20 protein-coding genes and 1 tRNA gene are annotated in these 24,518 nt (G+C 59.6%); 13 read left to right on the forward strand and 8 right to left on the reverse strand.

The features are described from left to right. The first annotated feature begins 101 nt into the window (after positions 1-101). The 3 genes from ACXYMO_RS02535 (at position 102) to ACXYMO_RS02545 (ending at position 5,038) form a co-directional block, all read left to right on the forward strand. A complete protein-coding gene (locus ACXYMO_RS02535) occupies positions 102-1,154 on the forward strand; it encodes an ABC transporter permease (RefSeq protein WP_458877076.1) in 1,053 nt (350 codons plus the stop codon). A 522-nt stretch (positions 1,155-1,676) separates the two neighbouring features. Continuing rightward, positions 1,677-2,855: an ABC transporter permease gene (locus tag ACXYMO_RS02540; RefSeq protein WP_458877077.1), complete on the forward strand. Its 1,179-nt coding sequence runs from the start codon at positions 1,677-1,679 to the stop codon at positions 2,853-2,855. Positions 2,856-2,953: 98 nt separating this feature from the next. After that, a complete protein-coding gene (locus tag ACXYMO_RS02545; RefSeq protein WP_458877078.1) occupies positions 2,954-5,038 on the forward strand; it encodes a dipeptide ABC transporter ATP-binding protein in 2,085 nt (694 codons plus the stop codon). An 886-nt stretch (positions 5,039-5,924) separates the two neighbouring features. On the opposite strand, the gene ACXYMO_RS02550 is transcribed toward ACXYMO_RS02545, so the two are convergent. Next, complete coding sequence (locus ACXYMO_RS02550; protein ID WP_458877079.1) at positions 5,925-6,512, reverse strand: lytic transglycosylase domain-containing protein; 588 nt, start codon at positions 6,510-6,512, stop codon at positions 5,925-5,927. A 180-nt stretch (positions 6,513-6,692) separates the two neighbouring features. On the opposite strand from ACXYMO_RS02550, the gene ssb reads away from it, so the two are divergent. Both ssb and ACXYMO_RS02560 read left to right on the forward strand, forming a co-directional pair. Next, positions 6,693-7,193, forward strand: coding sequence for a single-stranded DNA-binding protein (gene ssb, locus ACXYMO_RS02555; RefSeq protein ID WP_458877080.1), 501 nt, complete (start codon positions 6,693-6,695; stop codon positions 7,191-7,193). Positions 7,194-7,258: 65 nt separating this feature from the next. Then, complete coding sequence (locus tag ACXYMO_RS02560) at positions 7,259-8,332, forward strand: site-2 protease family protein (protein ID WP_458877081.1); 1,074 nt, start codon at positions 7,259-7,261, stop codon at positions 8,330-8,332. An 11-nt stretch (positions 8,333-8,343) separates the two neighbouring features. Here the strand turns inward: ACXYMO_RS02560 and aroB are convergent, their stop codons facing one another. After that, a complete protein-coding gene (gene aroB / locus ACXYMO_RS02565; RefSeq protein ID WP_458877082.1) occupies positions 8,344-9,456 on the reverse strand; it encodes a 3-dehydroquinate synthase in 1,113 nt (370 codons plus the stop codon). Further along, the gene (locus ACXYMO_RS02570) at positions 9,453-10,046 is read right to left on the reverse strand and encodes a shikimate kinase (protein ID WP_458877083.1); all 594 of its coding nucleotides are present in this window, start codon (positions 10,044-10,046) and stop codon (positions 9,453-9,455) included. The genes aroB and ACXYMO_RS02570 overlap by 4 nt, the downstream gene beginning before the upstream one ends. 218 nt (positions 10,047-10,264) lie before the next feature. Between ACXYMO_RS02570 and ACXYMO_RS02575 the strand changes: the two genes are divergently transcribed. The 3 genes from ACXYMO_RS02575 (at position 10,265) to ACXYMO_RS02585 (ending at position 14,133) form a co-directional block, all read left to right on the forward strand. Continuing rightward, a complete protein-coding gene (locus ACXYMO_RS02575) occupies positions 10,265-11,794 on the forward strand; it encodes a hypothetical protein (protein ID WP_458877084.1) in 1,530 nt (509 codons plus the stop codon). Further along, the gene (locus ACXYMO_RS02580; protein ID WP_458877085.1) at positions 11,791-12,741 is read left to right on the forward strand and encodes a tyrosine recombinase; all 951 of its coding nucleotides are present in this window, start codon (positions 11,791-11,793) and stop codon (positions 12,739-12,741) included. Before ACXYMO_RS02575 ends, ACXYMO_RS02580 begins: the two co-directional genes overlap by 4 nt. Positions 12,742-12,825: 84 nt before the next feature. Further along, positions 12,826-14,133 (forward strand): HlyC/CorC family transporter, encoded by a 1,308-nt coding sequence (locus ACXYMO_RS02585; protein ID WP_458877086.1) that lies wholly within the window; start codon positions 12,826-12,828, stop codon positions 14,131-14,133. A gap of 15 nt (positions 14,134-14,148) precedes the next feature. Here ACXYMO_RS02585 and ACXYMO_RS02590 read toward each other — a convergent pair whose 3' ends face one another. After that, positions 14,149-16,569, reverse strand: a complete 2,421-nt coding sequence (locus tag ACXYMO_RS02590; RefSeq protein ID WP_458877087.1) for a GcvT family protein — start codon at positions 16,567-16,569, stop codon at positions 14,149-14,151. 158 nt (positions 16,570-16,727) lie between these two features. Next, a complete protein-coding gene (locus ACXYMO_RS02595) occupies positions 16,728-17,369 on the reverse strand; it encodes a hypothetical protein (RefSeq protein ID WP_458877088.1) in 642 nt (213 codons plus the stop codon). Positions 17,370-17,594: 225 nt separating this feature from the next. On the opposite strand from ACXYMO_RS02595, the gene ACXYMO_RS02600 reads away from it, so the two are divergent. Both ACXYMO_RS02600 and ACXYMO_RS02605 read left to right on the forward strand, forming a co-directional pair. After that, positions 17,595-20,003 (forward strand): GcvT family protein, encoded by a 2,409-nt coding sequence (locus ACXYMO_RS02600; RefSeq protein WP_458877089.1) that lies wholly within the window; start codon positions 17,595-17,597, stop codon positions 20,001-20,003. A 34-nt stretch (positions 20,004-20,037) separates the two neighbouring features. Then, entirely contained in the window at positions 20,038-20,652 is a 615-nt protein-coding gene (locus tag ACXYMO_RS02605) for a nucleotidyltransferase family protein (protein ID WP_458877091.1), read from the forward strand. Positions 20,653-20,682: 30 nt separating this feature from the next. On the opposite strand, the gene ACXYMO_RS02610 is transcribed toward ACXYMO_RS02605, so the two are convergent. Further along, positions 20,683-21,759 carry a Hint domain-containing protein gene (locus ACXYMO_RS02610; protein ID WP_458877092.1) on the reverse strand — a complete coding sequence of 359 codons (1,077 nt, stop codon included), beginning with the start codon at positions 21,757-21,759 and terminating at the stop codon, positions 20,683-20,685. Here ACXYMO_RS02610 and ACXYMO_RS02615 point away from each other — a divergent pair. After that, entirely contained in the window at positions 21,712-22,512 is an 801-nt protein-coding gene (locus tag ACXYMO_RS02615) for a hypothetical protein (protein ID WP_458877093.1), read from the forward strand. The genes ACXYMO_RS02610 and ACXYMO_RS02615 overlap by 48 nt on opposite strands. Positions 22,513-22,790: 278 nt before the next feature. Here ACXYMO_RS02615 and ACXYMO_RS02620 read toward each other — a convergent pair. Beyond that, positions 22,791-22,876 (reverse strand) — tRNA-Leu (locus tag ACXYMO_RS02620). Between the two features lie 144 nt (positions 22,877-23,020). Here ACXYMO_RS02620 and ACXYMO_RS02625 point away from each other — a divergent pair. Then, on the forward strand, positions 23,021-23,599 hold the full coding sequence (locus tag ACXYMO_RS02625) for a YqaA family protein (RefSeq protein ID WP_458877094.1): 579 nt from the start codon (positions 23,021-23,023) through the stop codon (positions 23,597-23,599). Further along, a complete protein-coding gene (locus tag ACXYMO_RS02630) occupies positions 23,596-24,057 on the forward strand; it encodes a disulfide bond formation protein B (RefSeq protein WP_458877095.1) in 462 nt (153 codons plus the stop codon). The genes ACXYMO_RS02625 and ACXYMO_RS02630 overlap by 4 nt, the downstream gene beginning before the upstream one ends. 25 nt (positions 24,058-24,082) lie before the next feature. Here the strand turns inward: ACXYMO_RS02630 and ACXYMO_RS02635 are convergent, their stop codons facing one another. Beyond that, a complete protein-coding gene (locus tag ACXYMO_RS02635; protein WP_458877096.1) occupies positions 24,083-24,514 on the reverse strand; it encodes an Lrp/AsnC family transcriptional regulator in 432 nt (143 codons plus the stop codon). Positions 24,515-24,518: the final 4 nt, after the last annotated feature.

Here is a 24,518-nt window from a genome sequence, read left to right on the forward strand (position 1 = left end):
CGGTGACGTCATACCGATCCGGGACAGGCGCAAACCCTGCGCATCACAAAACAAGGTCCGAAAAAACGGATCCGCCCGCAGCCTGACCAACAGGGGAAGAAATGGGACTGTTTATTTTACGAAGAACGGCTGTGATGATTTTGACGGCTTTGTGCCTGACGCTCATCGTGTTCTTTCTGACGAACCTCTATCCAAACCTGGAAAAGCTGGCCAAGACCCAAGGCAACATGCGCATGTCCGACGAGGCGGTTGCCAGCTGGCTGGATCGTCAAGGGTACGCGCAGCCCCTTCTGGTCAAATACGGTCAGTGGCTGGGTGTTCTGCCGGGGTGGCAAAAGGAAACCGACACCGGCATCACCGGTCGCTGCATCACGGGAACCGTAGCACCCGAGGAGGCCGCGAACGCCCCCCAACGGTGCGGGATCATTCAGGGCGACTGGGGGTATTCAACGGTTTTCAAGGACGAGGTGTCGAGTATCATCGCCACCCGTCTTGGGTTGACCGGGAAACTGATGTTCTGGGTGTTGCTGCTTATGGTGCCCTCGGCGCTGATCATCGGCGTGCTGGCGGGGATGCGCGAAGGATCGGCAACCGACCGCAGCCTGTCCACGGTGTCGATCATGACAACGGCCACGCCCGAATACGTGTCGGGCGTCATATTCATTGCGGTTTTCACGTCCTCCGCCGTTGGATTGAAGTGGTTCAAGGGCACGGCGACAAGCGCGATGGAAAACGCCAATTTCGACAACTTCTTTTTGCCGGTTCTGACCATTTCGCTTTATGGCATGGGCTATATCGCGCGAATGACGCGGGCCTCGATGACCGAGGTGATGACCGCGCAATACATCCGCACGGCCCGCCTGAAGGGTGTGAAGTTTTCCAACATCGTTCTGAAACACGCCCTGCGCAACGCGCTGATCGCACCGTTCACGGTGATCCTGTTGCAGATCCCGTGGTTGTTGAACGGCGTGGTCATCGTCGAGACCCTGTTCAACTACAAGGGGTTCGGATGGGTGCTGGTGCAGGCCGCCGGCAATAACGATATCGAACTGCTTCTGGCGGTCTCGGTGGTTTCGGTCATCGTGGTTCTGGTAACACAGCTGATTTCGGATATCGGCTATGTCTATCTGAACCCGCGCATTCGAATTACATAAGGGAGGAGACGGATTATGGAACCTCTCACGTGGACAGGTCAAGTCGGCGAGTACCTGAATCCAGCGCTTGCAACGACGGTTGGGTTTGTCGTTTTCTTTGTGATTTGCGGAGCAATAATTTCTCTGATTTATGAGACTCCTGCTCATGCTCAGAATGGAACCATTTCTTTAGGGAGTCGGTTCGCTGCATTTCTGCCAATGCTCGTGGGCAGCATTTTATATGCCGCGTACACTTGGGCACTTCTCGCAAGTTTCTGGACTGTTCTTGCAAGTTTCTTTCCCGATACATGGCAATACGTCGCCACTCTCTTCGCAGACAGTCCCGATGTCACCAAGAACATAGCTTTTTTGGGGATGCTTTTGCTTGTTGGGGCGGTCCTCTCCTTCGTTGCTCTGATGATACCCAGCAGTGTTCAGAAAACAGCCTTGATGTTCGGTTTGCTCGCTCTGTTGGTCGTCGTTGTGTGCTATATCATTTCAGGTATCTTCACGTCGCATCAGACAAGCGGGATTATTGGATCCATGGCATTTCAATTCCTGCCGGTCTGGATCGCGCTGATCGTTCTGTTCGCGGTGTCCATCCGGTACAAGCGCCGGCTTGGCCTGTATGGCAAGTTGTTTGACAGCGTCATCGGCATGATCGGCTTTGGGCTGGTGATGTTCTGGGTCTTCACCGGCATTCTCGGGAATCTGGACCTGATCGTCACCCATGACGCCTTGGCCCAGGCATCGGGAATGAAGAACAAGGTTCCCGGCACGCCTCTGCGCGGCGCCGAAGAGGCGGAATACGCCTGGTATCTTCTGGGCGGGGACAATCTGGCCCGGGATGTGTTCAGTCGTGTGATCAAAGGTGCCTGGGTGGTTGTCCAGATTGCCCCGCTGGCTACTCTGTTCGCTTTCATGGTGGGAATCACGCTTGGCCTGCCGGCGGGCTATTACGGCGGACGGCTGGATACGCTCCTGTCCTTCTTGGCCAACCTCATCCTGGCCTTTCCGGTCATCCTGCTTTTCTATCTGTTGGTCACGCCGGAAATCATCGACACGGGCGTGCCCAATTTCATGGCGGCCGTGCTGTTCGTGTTCCCGATCATCTTCCTCGCGGTGCTGTTGAATTCGCGCTATTACACCAAGCCGCGGTTCAGAACCTTTCTGCTGATCGGGGTTCTGGGCGTTGCGCTGTGGCTTTACCTGTCGCTGATTTCGACCGACGGGTATCTGGTCAACACGAAAACGATGTCCATTCCGCTGTTGCCCGGGTTCATTGACCTGTTCGATATTTCGAGCGGCATTCTGGTGGTGTTCGTTTCGGTCGTGTTCGTGAATTCGCCCACCGTGTTCCGTATCGTGCGCGGGTTGGCGATGGATATCAAAACCCGCGACTATGTGGCCGCCGCCCAGACCCGTGGAGAGGGTCCGTGGTACATCATGCTGTGGGAAATCCTGCCCAATGCGCGCGGCCCGCTGATCGTCGATTTCTGCCTGCGGATCGGGTACACCACGATCCTTTTGGGGACATTGGGGTTCTTTGGTCTGGGACTACCGCCGGAAAGCCCGGACTGGGGCAGCACGATCAACGAGGGGCGCAAACTGTTGTCGATCTATCTGCACCCCGCCCTGCCCCCGGCGATTGCGCTTCTGAGCCTTGTTCTGGGTCTGAACCTGTTGGCGGACGGTTTGCGCGAAGAAAGTCTGAAGGACTGAGTTGAGACTGCGGGACCGGGGGCCAGCCCCCGGACCCCCGGAGTTTATTTGGCAAGATGAAGACAGGGATTGCCCCTGCAACCGACAAGGACAAGAGAATGGAAAAATGGGATTATGACGGTCCGATCCTGGAAATCGACAAATTGTCGATCTCGTTCTTTACGCGGTTGCGGGAAATCCCGGCGGTGATGGATTTCTCGGTTGCCGTGCGACCGGGCGAAGCGGTTGGTCTGGTCGGTGAATCCGGATGCGGGAAATCAACCGTGGCGCTGGGCGTGATGCAGGATCTGGGCAAGAACGGTCGTGTGGTGGGTGGCTCGATCAAGTTCAAGGGCCGCGATCTGAGCGAGATGAGCGAAGAAGAACTGCGCGATATTCGCGGCAGCGAGATCGCGATGATCTATCAGGAGCCGATGGCCAGCCTGAACCCGGCGATGAAGATCGGCAAGCAACTGATGGAAGTGCCGATGATCCACCAGGGCATGTCGGAATCCGAGGCCTATGACCGGGCGTTGCAGGTGGTGACGGACGTCAAGCTGCCCGACCCGAAACGCATTTTGAACAGTTTTCCTCACCAGTTGTCCGGTGGGCAGCAACAGCGGATCGTCATTGCCATGGCGCTTATGAGCGAACCGGCCCTGCTGATCCTGGATGAGCCGACCACGGCGCTGGATGTGACGGTCGAGGCGGCGATTGTCGAGCTGGTCAAGGACCTGGGCCGCAAATACGGAACGTCGATGCTGTTCATCAGCCATAACCTGGGGCTAGTCCTGGAAACCTGTGACCGGATCTGTGTGATGTATTCCGGAGAAGCGGTCGAACGCGGCAGCATCACCGATGTGTTCGACGAGATGCAGCACCCCTATACACAGGCCCTGTTCCGCTCGATCCCCCTGCCCGGCGCGGACAAGAACGCGCGCCCGCTGGTTGCGATTCCGGGCAACTTTCCCTTGCCGCATGAACGTCCGCCCGGCTGCAACTTTGGCCCCCGCTGCGATTATTTTGAGGCGGGCCGGTGCGACGCCGGCGATATCGCCATGGAGCCGGTTCCCGGTAACGACCGACATCATACCCGCTGTTTGAGATACCAGGAAATCGACTGGTCCGCGCCAATGGAACTGGCCGAGGTAAAACAAAAGGGTGAGATCGGCGAGGTCGTTCTGAAAATGGACAACCTCAAGAAATACTACGAGGTGGCGGCCAATGCCCTGTTTGGCGGCGGCGAACGAAAGGTCGTCAAGGCCAACGAAACCCTGTCGTTCGAAGCCCGCGAATCTGAAACGCTGGCCATTGTTGGTGAATCCGGCTGCGGGAAATCGACCTTTGCCAAGGTTTTGATGGGGCTGGAAACGGCGACCGATGGCCAAATCCTGCTGGATGGTCGCAACATTGAGCAGATCCCGATCGAAGAGCGTGACACCAAGACCATCGCGGATGTGCAGATGGTGTTTCAGAACCCGTTCGACACCCTGAACCCGTCGATGACCGTGGGGCGCCAGATCATTCGGGCGCTTGAAATTTTTGGGATCGGGTCGTCCGATGCGGAGCGCAAGCAACGCATGCTGGAACTACTGGATCTGGTCAAGCTGCCTCGTGCCTTTGCCGATCGCATGCCGCGCCAGCTGTCTGGCGGGCAAAAGCAGCGCGTCGGCATTGCGCGGGCCTTTTCAGGTGGCGCCCGCATCGTCGTCGCCGACGAACCTGTTTCGGCGCTGGATGTGTCCGTTCAGGCGGCTGTCACGGATCTGTTGATGGAAATCCAGCGCGAAGAAAAAACCACGCTATTGTTCATCAGTCACGACCTGTCCATCGTGCGCTATCTCAGCGACCGCGTGATGGTGATGTACCTGGGCCATGTGGTGGAACTGGGCAGCACCGAACAGGTGTTCAGCCCGCCCTATCATCCCTATACCGAGGCGCTGTTGTCGGCCGTTCCGATTGCGGACACCAGTGTGGAAAAGCAACATATCGTGCTGGAAGGCGACATCCCGTCGGCCATGAACCCGCCGCCGGGGTGTCCGTTTCAAACCCGGTGCCGGTGGAAATCCCATGTGGCAGGCGGGTTGTGCGAAAAAGAAGTTCCGCCGGTCAAACTTCGCGATGGCGACCATCAGATCAAATGCCATATGAGCGAAGAACAGTTGGCGCAGATGGAACCCGTGATCAAAATCGCGGCGGAATGACGCCTTGGCCCGGTGCCTAGGACTGCAACGGGCCAATTTTTCAGGGCGCGCCCCGTGGGCTGGACCTTGGTATGATCAAAAGATTATTGCCGATTTTGCATTAATCGCAAAACCTCGCGTTTTCCGATAATTCCGGCAATTTTTTGCGTCAAACCGAAACCTGCTAGCGCAAAACCGCTCAAAGCAAGCGGACACACTCATTTTTGTTTCCGAATCTGAAACAGTAAGCCTAGCAGGCTGAAGTAAATGGTTTCCGGAGCAGGTCGCAGTGATGTCAGTATACGCTTTCTTACGCAAGATGATGATCAAATATATTGCCCCGGACCCCGTTTCCCCGACATGGCCGTCAACCTATCGGTTCCGGCAATTTCATAACGCGCCCCATCGATCCTGGACCTTTGAAAGCGGGGTCTGCAAAACACTGGATGGGTGGTCAAAATCCGCCAAAGTCACATTCGTTGACGACATGGATTGGGGCCCAGAGCCGCGGTGCGGACGCCGGAGACAGATTGCGCGCCACCTGACATATACAGGCGCTGACGTTTCAAGGATTGCTGTCACCGATACCGTTGCCAAAACAAAACCAGCGCCCACCCACAGGTCTGCCTCGGCGCAGCGCTATGAGCGGCGAAATCCTGTGGCCGGGCACCGGTATACCTCGCCCCCGCAGTCCACAGAAGACCAGACTACGCCGGGACCACAAAATGGAAACAAGCCCTATGTGCTTCGGTCTCCGAAACCGGGTGTTGAAACCACCCCCGGAAGGCAAACACCGGATGCGCGCCGGGCAGATTTCGAAGCGGATTTTTTCATTTTCTGACGATGTGGTCGCGGTGCTGCCGTCTGTCGGCCCGTGCCCGCACAGTGCCATGCTCCGGGAAAAAGGTCAGCTGCCCCAGATGATGCGCACGTAATTCTTGGTTTCGCGATAGGGCGGAACCCCGCGATGTTTCTTCACCGCATCCGGCCCCGCGTTATAGGCCGCCAAGGCCAGGCGCCAGGACCCGAATTCACGATACTGACGGGCCAGATAGCGCGCGCCCCCTTCGAGATTCTGATAGGGATCCGACGGATCAACCCCAAGCGCGCGCGCCGTGCCCGGCATCAACTGTGCCAGACCAAAGGCCCCCTTGTGGGATTTGGCCTTGGGGTTCCATCCCGATTCCTGCTGGATCAACCGTGCAAACAGGTCCTCGGGCACGTTGTGACGGCGGGCCGCGGCCCGGGCCATGTCAAGGTAACGGCCCTTGTATTTGCCCCTGTATTTCAAAGCGCCGTGTTTTGTAGGCGTGTGAATGGTCGGCGGCTGCAGGCGGATCGAGTTCGAATATTGCTGGGATGCGCGCGTGTCCAATACGCGGGTCTGCGATTTGAACAGCTTGCGCTGGTTCTTTGTCGAGAACATGTCGGCCTGCACAGGCAGTGCAAGTCCAAGCGCCAAAACCGTGGCGACCAAAACAATGATACCGCGCATTGAGCAACGTCCCCTGTCCCATTTTCCCGGACGCATGATAACGGATGCGATACAAATTGCCAGAGCACGCTGTCAGGGACTGCTTAACCGTGTTTAAACCTCTGCTTGGGACGTATAGGCTTGCCCAAACCGGATCGCAGATTCGGCAGTAACCATAGAAATCGAGAAGCGGAGAGCGCCATGGCCGGCTCAGTCAACAAAGTCATCATCATCGGAAACCTGGGCCGTGATCCCGAAGTGCGCACATTCCAGAATGGCGGCAAGGTCTGCAACCTGCGGATCGCAACCTCTGAAAACTGGAAAGACCGCAACACCGGTGAGCGTCGCGAACGGACCGAGTGGCACTCGGTCGCGATTTTCTCGGAGCCTCTGGTCCGCGTGGCCGAACAATACCTGCGCAAGGGATCGAAGGTCTATATCGAGGGCCAGCTTGAAACCCGCAAATGGCAGGATCAATCCGGTCAGGACCGCTATACGACCGAGATCGTTTTGCGTCCCTATCGCTCGGAACTGACCATGCTGGATGGGCGCGGTGAAGGCGGTGGCGGTGGTGGTGGCACCTACGGTGGTGGCCAGCAGCCCGGCGGGTATGACAATGGTCCGCAGGACGACCCCTATGGCGGTGGCGGCGGCAGCAGTGCCCCCTCGTCGCGCGACATGGACGACGAAATTCCGTTCTGATGGCACAAGGGCCCCGGGCGTTGTCCGGGGCCGCTTGATCCTTCCTCGGGTGAAAGGTGTATTCGGTGGGCTGGTCCTTTTCACTAGGTCGATTGTTCGGATCCGAAATTCGGGTTCACATCACCTTCTTCCTTTTGCTGGCATGGGTCGGCTATGCCGCCTATTCCCAACTGGGTCCCGAGGCGGCGCTTTGGAACGTTTTGTTCATCATGGCGCTGTTCGGCTGTGTCGTGGCGCATGAATTCGGCCATGCCCTGATGGCGCGCCGGTATGGGATCAAGACGCCTGACATCACGCTTTTGCCCATCGGCGGGCTGGCCCGGCTGGAAAGGATGCCGGAAAACCCGGTTCACGAAATTCTGGTCGCCCTGGCAGGACCGGCAGTAAATATCGTCATCTGGCTTATTCTGGCCGTGGGTTTCGGGATCAAAATTGATATCGAGGCGCTGGCCGATCCGCAAATGACCGCGCGAGAGTTTTTGAGCCAGCTTGCGCTGGTCAACCTGGTGCTGGCCGTGTTCAACATGATTCCGGCCTTTCCCATGGATGGCGGCCGTGTGTTCCGGGCGGTCCTGTCGCTGTGGATGGACCGGGTGAAAGCAACCCGAATCGCAGGACAGGCCGGTCAGATCGTTGCGATTCTGCTGGCCTTTGCCGGGCTGAGCGGCGGCAACCCGATGCTGGTTCTGGTGGCGTTGTTCGTGTTCATGGCGGCAGCGGCGGAATCGAAAGACGTGGCCATGCGCTCGGTCGCGCGGCAGCTGGTGGCGCGGGATGCGCTGATCACCAGTTTCGACAGCCTGACACCGGATGACAGTATCGACACCGCCGCAGCGGCCCTGATCCGCACGACGCAGCACGAATTCCCGATACTGGACATGGCCGGCACCCTGCTGGGGTTTGTGACCCGCGACGCCCTGTTTCAGGCCAAGATCACCGAAACACCGGGTATGCAGCCCGTGTCCACGATCATGACGACGGATATCCCCCAGATCAGGCTGGCAACGGGATTGGAGACCGTTCTGGACACGTTGCACAAGGGCCACCCTGCCGTTGCGGTGACATCGCCGGAGGGGCGAATGATCGGCTATATCACACGGGAAAACATCGGCGAACTGATGGTGATCAAGGGTCGGTAAACCACATGATTTCAGCGTGTTGCGAGGGCATCCTCAAGAACGCCCATGACCATGTCGCGCGGCACGTCCCCTGTCACGAAGGCATCGCCAATGTCGCGCGCCAGGATGAATCGCAACTGGCCATCCACGACCTTTTTGTCCTGCCCCATCAATTCCAGCAGCGCGGAGGCATCAGGCAGATCGCCCGGAATGTCCGCCAGATCGGTTTTCATGCCCATCGTTCGCAAGTGCGCGCGCACGCGGCTTGGGCTTTCCTGACTGCACAGCCCCAGACGGGCCGACAATTCAAAGGCCAGCGCACAGCCGATGGCGACCCCTTCGCCATGCAACAGACGGTCTGAATACCCAGTAGCCGCCTCAAGCGCATGACAGAACGTGTGCCCCAGATTCAACAGCGCCCGGTCGCCTTGTTCGGTTTCGTCCCGCGCGACGATGTCGGCCTTCATCTGCACCGACTGGGTCACTGCGCGAACGCGGGTTTCCATGTCCCCCCCGGACAGGGCCGGTCCATTCTGCTCAAGCCAGGCAAAGAACGCGCTATCCCCCAACAGCCCGTATTTCACGACTTCACCATAGCCAGCCAGAAAATCCCGCGCCGTCAGCGTACCCAGAACAGCCGTATCTGCCAGAACCAGCGAGGGTTGATGAAAGGCGCCGATCAGGTTCTTGCCCTGCGGTGCGTTGATCCCGGTCTTGCCCCCGACGGAACTGTCCACCTGGGCCAGCAAGGACGTCGGGATCTGAACAAACCGCACGCCACGGCGCAGGATCGCAGCCGCAAAACCGGCCAGATCACCGATCACACCGCCGCCAAAGGCGATGACGATGTCGCGTCTTTCCACCTTTTGATCCAGCAGCCATTCGACAGACCTGGTCAGGTGCGGCCAGCTTTTCGTGGATTCACCCGGCGGCAGGGCAAGCGCCTGCATGTCGATCCCGGCCTTGGCCAACCCGGCGCGTAACGTCTCAAGATGCAGACCGGCGACGGTTTCGTCGGTCAGGACGCATACCTGCGTGCGGTTGAGCAAGGGCGCGATATACTGCCCGGCCTGGCCCAACAGATCGGGGCCGACTTCCACATCATAGCTGCGCTCGCCCAGCGGGACATGAACGGTGTTCTTCATTCTACTTCTTCCAGAACGTCGGGGCGTGTTTTCAGGGACTGCAGAACCCGACCGACCATGTCGTCGATCGATGTCTGGCCATCGGATATCACAACCAGATCAGCCTTTTCATAGAGAGGAACCCGCGCCTCATATATTTCCTGCAGGGTGGCGCGCGGATTGCCGGTGCGCAACAGGGGGCGCGTGTCCTTGTGTTTGACGCGGTTCCACAGGACATCGGAATCCGCCTTGAGCCAGACGGACACCCCGCGCTCGGATATCATGTCGCGGTTTTCCTGGCTCATGAACGCGCCGCCTCCGGTGGACAGGACACAGCGTTCCTCGTCCAGCAGGCGGCTGATGACCTGGCTTTCCTTCTTGCGGAAAAACCGTTCGCCATCGCGCACGAAAATCTCGGGGACCGTCATATTCGCGGCGGCCTCGATTTCGGCATCGCTGTCCAGGAAAGGAACACCCAGACGCTGCGCTAGCGCACGCCCCACGGCTGTCTTGCCGGCGCCCATCATGCCAACCAGAACGATCGTCTTTTTCAACTGCCAGCACATCTGTTTGGTCTGAGGTTTTGTCTTTATTCGCTCAATTCCGCTCATTCTTATGTGAATGACGTGATCTTGCCAAAAAGGCCATATATAACTTGAGCAAAACAACATTCGAGGCAGTGATTACGCTATGGGAAAACTTATCAAATTTCTGGTATACGTCCTGGGTTTGGCGTTCCTGGCTGTTGTAGGGTATGCATATCTGGGGCCATGGTTCGGATCTGACTTTTCGGCGCCGCAAAGTGAAATACGCAAACCGGTAACGCTGAATGCTGATTAGGACCCTGGCTTTTGTCGCTTTGCTGCCCACCGTGGCAGCAGCACAAGAGCCTTTGTCTGTTATTGACTGGCTGGGGGACAGCGCCCCGCCGATACGGTCTGGCCCCGTTCTGATTGAACCGCCGGTGACCGAAACAGCCCTGCGCCCTGAGGTGGATGTTCGCCCGCTTGAACAGCAGGCCGCGCCGGTTGGCCTCGTCCCGGCCAATGTCACCGGTTTGCCGCAGGACCTGTGGTATCGCAGCGACGCTAAAGTTCTGGCGCGTCTGATCCGGGAGGTTTCCGTATCTCGCAGCCCGGCGATGCAGACCCTTTTGTACACTCTGCTGCTGTCTGAAACGACGCCGCCCCAGGGGTCCGAAGCGGGCGAAACCCTGTTGCTGGCACGTCTGGATCGCCTGATCGCGCTTGGTGCGGTTGATCCGGCCAAATCCCTGGTTGAATCGGCCGGGCCAACGCTCAGCACAGCGCGCTTTTTGCGGTGGTTCGATGCCGCCCTGCTGACCGGAGACGAAGACAGCAGCTGCGCCGCGCTGGCCGCGTCGCCGCATCTCTCGCCGGGTTATGACGAATTGATCTTCTGCCACGCCCGCCGCGGCGACTGGCAAACCGCCGCGCTGACGTTGGAGGCGGCCCATGCCCTGGAGGTCGTGCCCGAGTTCGAACTTGCCCTGCTGGATCGATTTCTGAGCCCCGACCTGTTCGAAGGCGAACCGCCCCTGACGGTTTCCGGCACGCCCTCCCCGCTGGCGTTCCGGCTGCTCGAAGCGATCGGGGAACGTATTCCAACGCCCTCTCTGCCGCGCGCCTATGCCAATGCGGATCTGCGCGACGTCGCCGGATGGAAAGCGCAGCTTGAGGCAGCTGAACGGCTGACCCGCATGGGCGCCCTCCCCCCGAACCGTTTGTTGGGACTCTATACCGAGCGTCAGCCCGCAGCTTCGGGCGGTATCTGGGATCGGGTGCGCGCCTTGCAAAGGTTCGAAACGGCGCTGGATCACAACAGCGTGGACGCGGTCGCAAAAACCCTGCTCCCAGTCTGGGCGGCGATGAAATCTGCCCGGTTGGAAGTTCCCTTTGCCGTGCTTTTCGCCGATAGTCTGGCCGAGCTCCCGCTGACGGACCCGGCTGCGCAACGGGTTGTATGGCTGCTCCTGCTCTTGTCGCCCGATTATGAACGCGCGGCGCAATCCCCTGTTTCAGAATCGACCCAAGACAGGTTTCTGGCGGAACTGGCAATGGGAACGCCACAATCGGCCCGCGCGCCGTCGCCAATGGCGCAGGCGATTGCCGAAGGTTTCGCCACCACGGACGGCCCCCCGGGCCAGTTGGGTGCGACACTGGCAGACGGCAAACTGGGCGAGGCTATCCTGCGGGCGATGCAGACATTCGATCGCGGCGCGCAGGGCAATCCGGATGATCTGACAACTGCGATTATCGCCCTGCGGCATGTCGGATTGGAAGATACCGCGCGCCGCGCGGCCCTGCAGCTAATGATCCTGGATCGCAACGGACAATGACGGCCCCCGCAACCCCATCGCAATGGATCTCTACCTTTCTCGAGGCGCAGGCGGCCGAACTTGGCGCGTCGACGAATACGCAGTTGGCCTATGGGCGCGATCTCAAGGATTATGCCGACTGGCTCAGCCGTAAAAACCTGGCCTTTGAGACGACCGATCAATCCGGGATCGAGGCCTATCTGATCGATTGCGACGCCCAGGGCCTGGCCAAGACGACGCGCGCGCGGCGTCTTTCGGCGATTAAGCAGATTTACCGCTTTGCCTTTGAAGAAGGCTGGCGCGACACGAATCCGGCCCTTCAGATCAAGGGACCGGGGCGCGACAAACGCCTTCCCAAAACCCTGGACGTGGCCGAGGTTGACCGGCTGCTTGAGGCCGCCCGAGTGACCGGGCGTGCAGATCAGGATCGGGTGCGAAACACCTGCCTGATGGAGCTTCTCTATGCGACCGGTATGCGGGTCACCGAACTTGTGTCACTGCCGGTGTCGGCGGCGCGAGGCGATCCGCGCATGCTGCTGGTTCTGGGCAAGGGCGGAAAGGAACGGATGGTGCCGCTGTCCCCCCCGGCCCGCGCGGCATTGGCCGAGTGGCTCATCATCTGGGACGACATTCAGAAGGATCGCGCCGGCAAGGGACTGACCGTCTCGAAATTTCTGTTCCCCTCACGCGGCAAGGCGGGGCATCTGACCCGTCACCGGTTCTATCTGCTGATCAAGGAACTGGCCGTCGCGGGCGGTGTGTCGCCCACCAAGGTGACACCTCACACGCTGCGCCATGCCTTTGCCACGCATCTTCTGGCAAACGGGGCCGATCTGCGGTCGATCCAGACCCTGTTGGGCCATGCCGATGTCGCCACGACAGAAATCTATACCCATGTTTTGGACGAACGACTCGCCGAACTGGTCAACGATCACCACCCGCTTGCGCGCAACACCAAGCGGGACTAGGCGGCCCCAAAGCAACAGCACCACTTGATTGCGCCGCACCCGCAGCCCATAACCTTTGCAAAATCAAGGATTGACCGGTTCACCATGGAAACAAGCTTGTCCGCGCTGGACAGCGCATTCTGGATCACTTGCGGCGCGATTGTGCTGTTGCTTTTGCTGTCCGCCTTCTTTTCAGGCTCGGAAACCGCGCTGACGGCGGCGTCACGCGGCAAGTTGCGCGCACAGGCCGACAAGGGGTCCAAGGGGGCGCAGGCCGCGCTGCGCATCACCGAAGACAATGAACGGCTGATCGGATCGGTCCTGTTGGGCAACAACCTGGTCAACATTCTGGCCGCGTCGCTGGCGACGGCCCTGTTCACCCGCGCCTTTGGCGAAAGCGGCGTCGCGCTGGCCACGCTGGTGATGACCTTTCTGGTGCTGATCTTTGCCGAAGTGCTGCCCAAGACCTATGCCATCATCTATTCGGAATCCGCGGCGGCGGCCGTTGCGCCGGTGATTGGCGTCATCGTCACGGTTTTTGCGCCGATCGTGTCGGCGGTTCGGTTGCTGGTGCGGGGCGTTCTGCGCCTGTTCGGCGTGACGGTCGACCCCGATAGCCACATCCTGGCCGTGCGCGAGGAAATCGCCGGGGCACTACAGTTGGGCCATTCCGAAGGCGTGGTCGAAAAGGAAGACCGCGACCGCATCCTTGGCGCGCTCGACCTTGGCGACCGCGCTGTGGAAGAGATCATGTTGCACCGTTCCGGGATCGAGATGATCGATGCCGACAGCGCGCCCGAGTCGATCCTGCAACAATGCCTGGACAGTCCGCACACGCGCCTTCCGGTGTTCCGAAACGAACAGGAAAACATCATCGGCGTCGTTCACGCCAAGGATTTGCTGCGTGCGATGTATAAACAGGTCAGCGGCCCGGATGGCGACCCCACCGCGTTGAACAGGTTTCGCATCACCGATGTGGCGATGCCGCCCTATTTCGTGCCCGAAACAACGACGCTGGACGACCAGATGCGCCAGTTTCTCAAGATGCGCACCCACTTTGCGCTGGTCGTGGATGAATACGGCAGCCTTCAGGGTTTGATCACCCTCGAAGACATTCTGGAAGAGATCGTTGGTGAAATCACCGATGAATTCGACCCGGATGCCGAGCATCCCGTGAAACGCACGGACGATGGGCAATATGTCGTCGATGGCGCCATGACCATCCGCGACCTGAACCGCGCCACCGACTGGTCCCTGCCCGATGACGAGGCCAATACCGTCGCCGGGCTGGTCATTCACGAGGCGCAGATGATTCCGAACATGGGGCAGGTGTTTTCGTTCCACGGATTCCGGTTCGAAGTGGTGGCGCGCGAAGGAAACCGCGTGACGCAGCTAAAGATTCGCCCTCTGTAACCGGCCGATCGCAGATCAGGCACGCAGCCTTTGACCGTCAGGGTCAAAAGGCGGCGCGTCCAGAATGGTGGCGCGATGCGGCTGACCCAAGACCATGACCTCGACCTGATCGCCGGGCTGGGCGTTTTTCACAAACCCCAGGGCTAGGGACTGTCCGACCGAATAGCCATAGGCGCCCGATGTCACGCGCCCAATGCCCTGGCCGTCCTTGAAAATCGGCTCGCCCCCCGTGGCATCGGCGTCTGATGCGTCAGTGTCGGCCGCGTCCAGGGCCAGAATGACCATCCGTTCGCGGGCGGGCTGTGCCATGACCCGCGCCGCCGCGTCTTTGTTCAGAAAGGGTTTGTCCATTTTGCACAGCCGATCCAGACCAACCTCTTGTGGCCAGTATTCCGGCGAATATTCCCGCGACCAGCTGCCGTATCCCTTTTCGATGCGCAAACTCATCAGGGCGCGTGCGCCGGCCGGCCCGGCCCCGCAACCCGCACCCGCCGCGATCAACGCGGTGTAAAGTGTGACCTGATCGCTCTGGGCACAATGCAGCTCCCATCCCAGATCACCGGTGAACGACACCCGGAGCGCGACACATTCCACCCCGGCCAGTTCGATGCGTCGGCTGGTCATGAACGGGAAATCCGCGGTGGCTAGCGAGGTGTTGGTCATGCGTTGCAGCATCTCACGCGATTTGGGTCCGGCCACGTTGAACCCGCAAACCGCCTCGGTCCGGCTTTCAAAGCTCGTGCCGTCGGGCAAAGGCACCTGCTTGAAGAACCGCTGATGATAGCGTTCGGCCATGCCGGACCCGATGATCCAGAATTCCTCGTCCCCGAGCCGGGTCACTGTGAAATCGCCGGCGATGCCGCCGCGCGTGCCGATCAGGGGGGTCAGACAGGACCGCCCGACCGATTTGGGCATCCGGTTGGCGAACACCGCATTCAGCCAGTCCTCGGCGCCCGGCCCCGAACAGACATATTTTGCAAAGTTCGAGATATCGATGATGCCCGCAGAGTCGCGCAGCATCCGGCATTCGTTGCCGACCGCCCCCCACCAGTTCTGCCGCGTGAACCCGTTGGTATCGACCGCGCCGGGCTGATCGGCAAACCACTGTGGATGTTCCCATCCGTAATTCAGGCCAAAGACGGCCCCCATCGTTTCTTGCCGCTCATACACCGGGCGCGTGCGCACGGGGCGTCCGGCCGGGCGTTCCTCGTTCGGGAAATGGATGGCAAAGCGGTGGGTATAGACCTCTTCCACCTTGGCCTTGGTAAAGGCCTTGTCCGCCCAGTCGCCAAACCGGGCCATGTCCCAGGCGAACATGTCGTACTGGCTTTCGCCGTCTACGATCCACTGGGCTGCCATCAGGCCCATCCCCCCCGATTGGGAAAAGCCGGGGATGATCCCGTTGCAGCAAAAGTAATTCGACAGCTCCGGCACGGGGCCGAACAAGACGTTGGAATCGGGCGACCAGATCATCGGCCCGTTGATGACCCGTTTGATCCCCGCCTCGCCCACGACCGGCACGCGATCGATTGCGCGCATGATGTTGGGTTCGATCCGCTCCAGATCATCGGCGAACAGTTCGTGGCCAAAGCCCTGTGGCGTGCCATCCTCGGCCCAAAACCGCATGTCCCGCTCATAGGCGCCGACCAACAGGCCCTGCCCCTCCTGGCGCAGGTAATATTCCCCGTCCCTGTCCGCCACTGACGGCAATCGACGATCCATCCCGGCAACCTCGGGGATGGTTTCAGTTACGAAATACTGATGCTCGGTCGGTTGCAGCGGCAGGGTGATCCCGGCCATGGCGGCCACCTCGCGGCCCCACAAACCGGCGGCATTGATGACCCACCCGGTGGCAATATCGCCCTTGGGGGTGCGCACGATCCATGTGCCGTCCGGTTGCTGTTCCGTCGCGGTGACCGGGGTGAACCGATTGATTTCCGCCCCCCGTTGCCGCGCCCCGATCGCATAGGCATTGGTCACACCCGAGGGGTCGACATTGCCGCCATCGGGCTCCCACATGATGCAGCGGATCCCGTCGAAATTGACCAGCGGGTGCAGGCGCTCGGCCTCATCGCGGGACACCTCGTGAAAATTCATGCCATAAAGGCGGGCCTTTGCGGCCTGCAGGCGCAACTGGTGTTCCCGGTTTTCCGTTTGCGCAAGGTACAGCGAGCCCGGCTGAAACACACCACAACTTTGGCCGGTTTCCTGTTCCAGTTCCTTGTAGAGGCCCATGGTGTAATGCTGGATGCGCGAAATGTTCGTGCTGTCGTGTAACCCGTGGATATTCGCCGCCGCATGCCAGGTAGAGCCCGAGGTCAGTTCGTCCCGTTCCAGCAGGACAACATCGGTCCAACCCAGCTTGGTCAGGTGATAGAGGATCGAGCATCCGATAACGCCGCCCCCGATGACAACGGCTTGTGCCTCGCTTCGCATGGGCTCACTCCTTCTGGCATGTTTGATCGCACCATGTCGCCAAACATGCCGTCAGGATCGCTCTTTCACGACACATCCCGTCGCGAAGTTACAACTGCCGACGCGTTGTCTGCGCCGGGTTTCGCCACGGTGATGCGCCTGTCCCCTGGACACATGCGTCACCGATCAAGCAGCCGCCTACGGCGTTCCTCCTCTTCCTCCTGGCGCTTGCGGCGGATCCGCTCCTCGTTCTGTTTTTGTTTGGACGGTTGCGCTGCTGTGCTTGGGGATGGTCGACGCTCGGGCGGACGGGTTCCGGGCGTTTGCCGTTGCGGCGTGCTTGTCGTCCGCGGCGGTGTACTTGTCGTCCTCGGCGGTGTGCTAGGACTGCGCGGTGGCGTGCTGGTACTGCGCGGTGGCGTGCTGGTACTGCGCGGTGGCGTGCTGCGGGGGGCGGGATCGACGGATCGTTCGATCCGCGCAGGGCCTGTATCACTCCCCACATCGGATCTGGCATAGCGCTGCCGATGCCGGAGATTGTTCCTATAGGGCATCCCGTCGCGATTGATGATCCGAACGCGGAATGCCGGGTTGGGCACGAAATAGGGCGGCGGCCTTTTGGTGCGAACCCAGCGGCCGTTGATGATGTAGATATAAATTTGAGAATACGGGTGATAATAAATGTTTCGGTCCCAATAGTAGTAGTAAAGATACACACCATAGACGGTCCTTGTCGGGTATTCCTCGCACCCTGCGAGCCCCAGACCGGCTACCCCCAGCATACCGCTGCTTGCAAGCCTGACGAAATCACGTCTTTTCATCGATTTACTCCCCGATACCCCCATCACTCCGGCGTTCGAAATCCGGAAAACTGACGTAAATGGTACCCCGGGGGCCTGCCCGCCTCATTGATTTGGAACAAGTTGACTGGCTTTCCTGCAGATCGCCGGGGGCGGGACTCGGGACCGACATATCGTGTCGTTTCCGGACTTGCCCGTTCATGGCCCTGCCCGCACAAATTGGCATGGACAAACCAGGAGGCCCCCATGAAAACCACCACGCGTGTTGCCGTGATCGGCGGCGGTGTTGTCGGCTGTTCGGTTCTTTATCATCTGACCAAACTGGGCTGGTCCGATGTCACTTTGCTGGAACGCTCGGAACTGACCAGCGGGTCGACATGGCATGCCGCCGGTGGGTTTCACACGCTGAATGGCGACACCAACATGGCAGCACTTCAGGGCTATACGATCCGCCTTTACAAAGAGTTGGAAGAGATCACCGGCATGTCCTGCGGTCTGCACCATGTGGGCGGCGTGACACTGGCCGACAATCAGGACCGGTTCGACATGCTTCTGGCCGAAAGGGCCAAGCATCGGTTCATGGGGCTGGAAACCGAAATCGTCGGCCCGGACGAGATCCGCAAGATCGCGCCGATCACCAATACCGATGGCATCCTTGGCGCGCTTTATGATCCCTTGGATGGACACCTTGACCCTTCCGGCACCACGCACGCCTATGCCAAGGCCGCGCGCATGGGCGGAGCAACCATCGAAACCCACCGCATGGTGCGCGAAACCAACCAGCGCCCGGATGGCACATGGGACGTGGTGACCGACAAGGGGGTGATCCACGCCGAACATCTGGTCAATGCCGGTGGACTTTGGGCCCGCGAAGTTGCGGCCATGGCGGGCGTCTACCTGCCACTGCACCCGATGGAACACCAATATATCGTGACCGATGACATTCCCGAAATTTATGAACGGGGCACGGAACACCCGCATGTGATGGACCCGGCCGGAGAAAGCTATCTCCGGCAGGAAGGGCGCGGGCTGTGCATCGGGTTTTATGAACAACCCTGCAAGCCCTGGGCCGTCGATGGCACGCCTTGGGATTTTGGCCATGAATTGCTGCCTGACAACTTTGATAAGATCACCGAAAGCATTGAATTCGCGTATAAACGCTTTCCCGTGCTGGAAACGGCTGGCGTCAAATCCGTGATCCACGGCCCCTTCACTTTTGCCCCGGACGGCAACCCCCTTGTGGGGCCGGTGCCGGGCTTGTGCAATTACTGGTCGGCCTGTGGCGTCATGGCCGGGTTCAGCCAGGGCGGCGGCGTCGGGCTGATGCTGGCCCAATGGATGATCGAGGGCGAACCCGAGCGCGATGTCACGGCCATGGACGTGGCCCGGTTCGGCGATTGGATCAGCCCCGGTTACACCCGTCTCAAGGTTACCGAAAACTATCAGAAACGGTTTTCGGTCTCCTACCCGAACGAGGAACTGCCCGCCGCGCGCCCCAATCGGACAACCCCGATGTATGACATCTTTTCGGGAATGGGGGCTGTCTGGGGCCAGCAATTCGGTCTTGAGGTGGTCAACTACTTTGCCAAAGGAAGCGAGCCGACCTTTGAAACCCCATCCTTCCGTCGCTCGGACGCCTTTGATGCAACCGGGCGCGAGGTGCGCGCCGTGCGCGGCGCTGTGGGGATCAACGAAGTTCACAATTTCGGAAAATATCGTGTGACGGGCGCCAAAGCGCGGGCCTGGCTGGACCGGATCATGGCCGGGCGCGTGCCTGCACCGGGCCGGGTCAGCCTGTCGCCGATGCTGTCGCCAAAAGGCCGGCTTCTCGGGGATTTCACCATATCCTGCCTAAGCGACGATACGTTTCAACTGACGGCCTCCTACGGCAGCCAATCCATCCACGAACGCTGGCTGCGAAAACATCAGGAAAGTGGCGTAAATATAGAAAATATAAGCGATAAACTGAACGGATTTCAGATCGCAGGGCCGAAGTCGCGCGATGTTCTCGCCGTCTGCGCGCGCGACGATGTTGCGGCCATGCGCTTTCTCGACGTTCGCCGGATGACCGTCGGAATGACCGACTGTATCGTTCAGCGCGTCAGCTATACCGGCGATCTTGGGTTTGAAATCTATTGCGATCCGATGGCGCAACGACAGCTGTGGGCCACCCTTTGGGATGCTGGCCAACCACTTGGCATGGTCCCGTTTGGCATGCGGGCCATGATGTCCCTGCGGTTGGACAAGTTCTTTGGCAGCTGGCTGTCAGAATTCTCGCCTGATTACACGGCTGCCGAAACTGGCCTTGATCGGTTCATTTCTTTCCGGAAAGACACTGATTTCATTGGATGTTCCGCAGCCGCGGCCGAGCGGGAAACTGGCCCGACACGACGCTTGGTCGCATTTCTTGTCGAAGCGGAGGACGCGGATGTTCAGGGATATGAACCAATCTGGCTGGATGGAAAGGTTCAGGGTTTTTGCACATCGGGCGGGTATTCGCATTTTGCCGATGTCTCGGTCGCCATGGGGTTCCTGCCCAGCGACCGGATCGAAGACGGATTGCATGTCGAGATCGAAATCCTGGGTCAGATGCGCCCGGCCCGCGTGGACAATACGCCGTTGTTCGATCCAGACGGGGCCCGCATGCGAGGGTGATTGCCTCTGCGCGCCGCTCGCCTAAAGTGGCGCAATGACAGACGCAATTTCAGACCTGCCGATCATTCTGCTGGCCGCTGGTCAGTCCAGCCGCATGCGCGGGGCCGACAAACTGTTGGAACCGGTGGACAGGCAGCCCCTGATCCGGCGGCAGGCCAAACTTGCGCGCGCGGCCACGACCGGCCCGGTGATCGTGGCCTTGCCCGCGCCGCCGCACGCGCGATACGAAGCGCTCGACGGGATCGATGTGCAAATCGTGCCTGTGCCGGACGCCTCCGAAGGGATGAACGCGTCGTTGCGCCGGGCCTTTGCCGCGCTGCCACAGGATACACCGGCGGCCATGCTTTTGTTGGGCGACCTGCCCGAACTGGATTTAAATGACCTAAAGATCATCCTGCAAGCTGTTGATTTACAATCATCTACTCTGATCTGGCGCGGCACCACCGAAACCGGCGCCCCCGGACATCCCATCGTATTCGCGGCGCCCTTGTTCGATGAATTTGCAAAGCTATCCGGCGACACCGGCGGACGCGACGTGATCAAGGCGGCCCAGGGGCACATCGAACTGATTCCGCTGCAGGGAAACCATGCGCGCATGGATCTGGACACGCCGGAAGACTGGACCGCATGGCGTAAAAAGAACGTATAGATCGGCAAGGAATAAAGGCCGATACCCGCCTTATTGCAGCAACATCAGGGCTTCGTATCTGTCCAGCGTCCGGCGGGCCGGCGGATAGGATGTCAGACCCGCTTGGGTCTTGAGCATGGGAAACAATTCGAAAATCTCGTTGCGCTGTGCGTTCCCGATCCCTTTGAGCGATTGGTTGCACGGCTGGAAACTTTCGGTCCAGGCGCCGTCCGACAAAACCATTTCGTGCTGGTCGAACATAAAGTGGACATAGGTCACAGAACTGACATCCACCATGTCCACCCCGTCCAGCCCGGTCAGGTGTTTGGCCGCAACCAGCACTTCGCGCTCCTCGAAATAAAGGGCCGTCTTGTCGCTGGAGACAAGAATGCGGTGGTTCGGGCTGACCATCATGTCGCGTTCGGGCAGGTTCACGCCCAGGGCGCCTGCCCGGATCAGGATCGGGCGCAGGTGATCTTCCCGCGCGAGTTGCGCGCCTGTCAGCAGCTTTCGTCCGACCCAACGGATCTCGCGGATGCCATTGTCACGGGTAATCACGCGGTCCCCGATCTCAAGCTCTTCGACCTTGCGTTCGCCTTTGGGCGTGGCGATCAGCGTGCCGGGCGTAAAACAAGGCGTCATCGTTTCATATTGGGGGACCGATGTCGCATCGAGGTCGATCCAGACTGCGTCGAAATCAGCATCATCGCCAGAATCGCCAGCCGCCATTTCATAGGTATCGGCCAACGGCGCATCTTTAACATTTTCGACGGTCACGGCCCCGTCCATCAGAACCGGTTTGTCCAGAATGGCAACATAATCGATCCGGCGATCGGGATGCAATCCGTGCATCCCTTCGTCGTTTTTCTGTGCTGCGCGGACAAAGGTTTCGCTGTTGGAAATCTCAAAGGTCATCCCGATTAAATCACTGGAAATCTTACACTTTTGTCCGTCCGTCATGTTGTCGACACGCATCTCCGCTCCGCAGGTGGAAGACCAGGAGTAGGTTACTTTGATGACATCATAGCAGTCGGCAAACCCGCCCTGCGTCGACAGGATCATCCGCTGACCACTGTCGCGATGAACGATCTGAACCGCGCCATCCCTGAGGATACGAAGCTCAAACATCCCATCCCGCTCGAAGCCCGCCGCCTGACCACGGCTGAAAATGGTCAAATGATCGCCGCCCTGCGCAGGATTCTCCATCAATTCGAACTGAACGAGAAGCGTTCCCTGGTCCAGCTGAACCGGCGCGCCATCCGCACGAAGGTTTGTGCCGGTTGCATTGAACCAACCGCCACCAAAACCGCCATGTCCGAATTTCAATCCGTTCGGGGAAGCACCGCCGCCGCGGCTCTCAACCTGGGGGTCCCGAACATAAAGAAAATCCCACAGGCCGATCACGTCGGCATCATAGGGATTATCAAAACTGCAACTCGTCATTGGCGTCTCCTGCGTGGCGCTGGCAGCACCTCCCGCGCCTGCACGGGCGTAAAAACAATGTTCGTGCCAGATCGTGAAGGCACGACAGGACCCAAACGCGACAGGAATGGAAGAAAAGTCCGCTCAACACACAAGAACAGACCGACCTATCCTGTCGGTAGTAATTTCAATTTTCGAACCATCGGTGACTTTGATCGCCGTGCGATCGCGCATGTCTACGACATCAGTGTGATGCAGCGTCCTGCGCCCGCCCCCGTTGGTCCTTTCGGACATCGCCCCCCAGTGGGCATCTTCATTTCTATCCCAGAGGACGTTCTGCGGAAAGATAAAAGTCGCGGTTTAGCCATGCGGACCGTAACGGTGCTCATTCTCATTGCAGTGTGCCGTTTGGACGGCATTCCCTGTCAGGTTGTGCCGTGGCCCAGGTTGCGCCGATGAACCGCAGAAAATGCGGAGATTGGCGATGGAACTCCCCTGCGTACGACAGCATTGGCGCGGCACCGATATTGATGTGAACACGCATACGTTGCGCAGCTGACCTTGCGGGACATCCATGCCATGCCGGGCCGGATGACCGATTTCCCCCACAAACGGAAACAGTGGTCTGGAAAATCCGCCGTTCCACAGGCTTTGAAAACAAAGCCCGAGAGCTTGATCCGAATCACAAAGCGGTTGAATCAGGAGCGCCGTCATAACCGGTGCAATTTGGATGAGGCTGGTACCCAAGGCCGGACTCGAACCGGCACGCCCGCAAAGGCGGGGGATTTTGAATCCCCTGCGTCTACCATTCCGCCACTTGGGCCTCACGCGAGGATGTAACGTCGGCGCGGCTCAAGGTCCAGAGCGAAAAAGCACCTTACCCCCCTGGTGACGGTTGACCTGACCCACGGCGCATGGTTTTCCGTTTCGGAAATTCGCCCGTTTCCGGGGATAGGAAAAAGCCGCCATGCTGCGACGCACCTATGACAAGACAATGCAACTGGCCGATCATCCCCATGCTCTCTGGTGGCTGGCGCTGGTTTCCTTTGTCGAAAGTTCGGTCTTTCCCATCCCGCCCGATGTGTTGATGATCCCGATGATCCTGGCGCGCCCGTCACGGGCCTGGCTGATCGCCTTTGTCGCGCTGGTTGCGTCGGTTCTGGGGGGCATGTTGGGATACGCCATCGGGGCGCTTGCCTATGAAGGGATCGGCCAACCGATCCTGTCGGCGATGGGCAAGGCCGATGCGATGGCCGAATTCAACACGCGGTTCAACGATTTCGGGTTTTGGGCGGTTCTGGTCGCGGGCATCACGCCATTTCCCTACAAGGTGATCACCATCATGTCCGGCTGGACGGGCATGCCCATTGCCACCTTCGTCGCGACATCCATTCTGGCCCGCGCGCTTCGTTTTTTTATCGTGGCTGGCCTGTTGTGGGGCTTTGGGGCGCCGATGCGCGACTTTATCGAAAAGCGGCTTGGTCTGGTTTTCACGGCGTTTGTGGCGTTGTTGATCGGCGGGTTTGTTCTGGTGAAATACATATGACGCGCAACACCTTGATCTTTGCGGCGATGGGCGGCTCGGCCGCATTGCTTCTGGGGGCCTTTGCCTTTCAGCATCTGGGCGGCCTGCCCCCGTGCAAATTGTGCCTCTGGCAGCGCTGGCCCCATGCCGCCGCGATTCTGATCGGGCTGATCGCCATGGGCGTCCCTGGGCGGCTTCTGCCGACGCTGGGGGCGCTGGCCGCGCTGAGCACGGCGGCGATCGGTCTCTATCATACCGGCGTCGAGCGGGATTGGTGGGAGGGTCCGACAACCTGCACATCGGGTTCCGTGGGCGGCATCAGCGCGCAGGATCTCCTGGATCAGATCATGGCAGCGCCGCTTGTGCGCTGTGACGAGGTCCCTTGGGAGATGCTGGGCCTGTCGATGGCCAGCTGGAATGCCGTTTTGTCGCTGGGTTTTACCCTGCTCTGGGTCAAGGCCTTTACCGCGTCGCGTTAAACACCGCTGAAACCGACCTGGTCGCTTAACGCTGCACGGATTTCCGGGTCGACAGCAAAAGGCTGGTTTCACTGGTTGTCACACCGTCCAGTTTTCTGATCTTGCTCAGCGCCGCGTCAAGTTCCTCAAGGGTTTCGGTGCCCAATTCGGCGATCACATCCCATCGTCCGTTGGTCGAGTGAATGGCGCGCACCTCACTCAGGCCCTGTAGCTGGCGCAAGATACGGTCGGTTCCGCGCCCCTCGATGCCGATCATCATCAGCCCCCGAACCGGATCGCGCAGCACATCCTCTTTCAGAACGACGGTGAAACCGAGAATATCACCCCGACGCTGCAACCGTTCCAGCCGTGACCGAACCGTTGTCCGCGACAGGCTCAGCCCCGCGGCAAGATCCGACAGGGAGGCCCGCGCATCCTGACGCAAAGCGGCGATCAGCCGTTCGTCCGTTTTGTCCATAAAT

The sequence above is a fragment of the Arenibacterium sp. CAU 1754 genome (assembly GCF_054482635.1).

What these genes read in the sequence shown, in the direction of transcription:
- ACXYMO_RS02540 (WP_458877077.1), top strand. Translation starts at nt 1,677, where the DNA reads ATGGCATTTCAATTCCTGCCGGTCTGGATCGCGCTGATCGTTCTGTTC.
- ACXYMO_RS02590 (WP_458877087.1), bottom strand. Translation starts at nt 16,569, where the DNA reads ATGCGAAGCGAGGCACAAGCCGTTGTCATCGGGGGCGGCGTTATCGGA.
- ACXYMO_RS02585 (WP_458877086.1), top strand. Translation starts at nt 12,826, where the DNA reads ATGGAAACAAGCTTGTCCGCGCTGGACAGCGCATTCTGGATCACTTGC.
- ssb (WP_458877080.1), top strand. Translation starts at nt 6,693, where the DNA reads ATGGCCGGCTCAGTCAACAAAGTCATCATCATCGGAAACCTGGGCCGT.
- ACXYMO_RS02545 (WP_458877078.1), top strand. Translation starts at nt 2,954, where the DNA reads ATGGAAAAATGGGATTATGACGGTCCGATCCTGGAAATCGACAAATTG.
- ACXYMO_RS02615 (WP_458877093.1), top strand. Translation starts at nt 21,712, where the DNA reads ATGAACGATCTGAACCGCGCCATCCCTGAGGATACGAAGCTCAAACAT.
- ACXYMO_RS02570 (WP_458877083.1), bottom strand. Translation starts at nt 10,046, where the DNA reads ATGAGCGGAATTGAGCGAATAAAGACAAAACCTCAGACCAAACAGATG.
- ACXYMO_RS02535 (WP_458877076.1), top strand. Translation starts at nt 102, where the DNA reads ATGGGACTGTTTATTTTACGAAGAACGGCTGTGATGATTTTGACGGCT.
- ACXYMO_RS02600 (WP_458877089.1), top strand. Translation starts at nt 17,595, where the DNA reads ATGAAAACCACCACGCGTGTTGCCGTGATCGGCGGCGGTGTTGTCGGC.
- aroB (WP_458877082.1), bottom strand. Translation starts at nt 9,456, where the DNA reads ATGAAGAACACCGTTCATGTCCCGCTGGGCGAGCGCAGCTATGATGTG.
- ACXYMO_RS02575 (WP_458877084.1), top strand. Translation starts at nt 10,265, where the DNA reads ATGCTGATTAGGACCCTGGCTTTTGTCGCTTTGCTGCCCACCGTGGCA.
- ACXYMO_RS02580 (WP_458877085.1), top strand. Translation starts at nt 11,791, where the DNA reads ATGACGGCCCCCGCAACCCCATCGCAATGGATCTCTACCTTTCTCGAG.
- ACXYMO_RS02635 (WP_458877096.1), bottom strand. Translation starts at nt 24,514, where the DNA reads ATGGACAAAACGGACGAACGGCTGATCGCCGCTTTGCGTCAGGATGCG.
- ACXYMO_RS02625 (WP_458877094.1), top strand. Translation starts at nt 23,021, where the DNA reads ATGCTGCGACGCACCTATGACAAGACAATGCAACTGGCCGATCATCCC.
- ACXYMO_RS02595 (WP_458877088.1), bottom strand. Translation starts at nt 17,369, where the DNA reads ATGAAAAGACGTGATTTCGTCAGGCTTGCAAGCAGCGGTATGCTGGGG.
- ACXYMO_RS02610 (WP_458877092.1), bottom strand. Translation starts at nt 21,759, where the DNA reads ATGTTTGAGCTTCGTATCCTCAGGGATGGCGCGGTTCAGATCGTTCAT.
- ACXYMO_RS02630 (WP_458877095.1), top strand. Translation starts at nt 23,596, where the DNA reads ATGACGCGCAACACCTTGATCTTTGCGGCGATGGGCGGCTCGGCCGCA.
- ACXYMO_RS02550 (WP_458877079.1), bottom strand. Translation starts at nt 6,512, where the DNA reads ATGCGCGGTATCATTGTTTTGGTCGCCACGGTTTTGGCGCTTGGACTT.
- ACXYMO_RS02605 (WP_458877091.1), top strand. Translation starts at nt 20,038, where the DNA reads ATGACAGACGCAATTTCAGACCTGCCGATCATTCTGCTGGCCGCTGGT.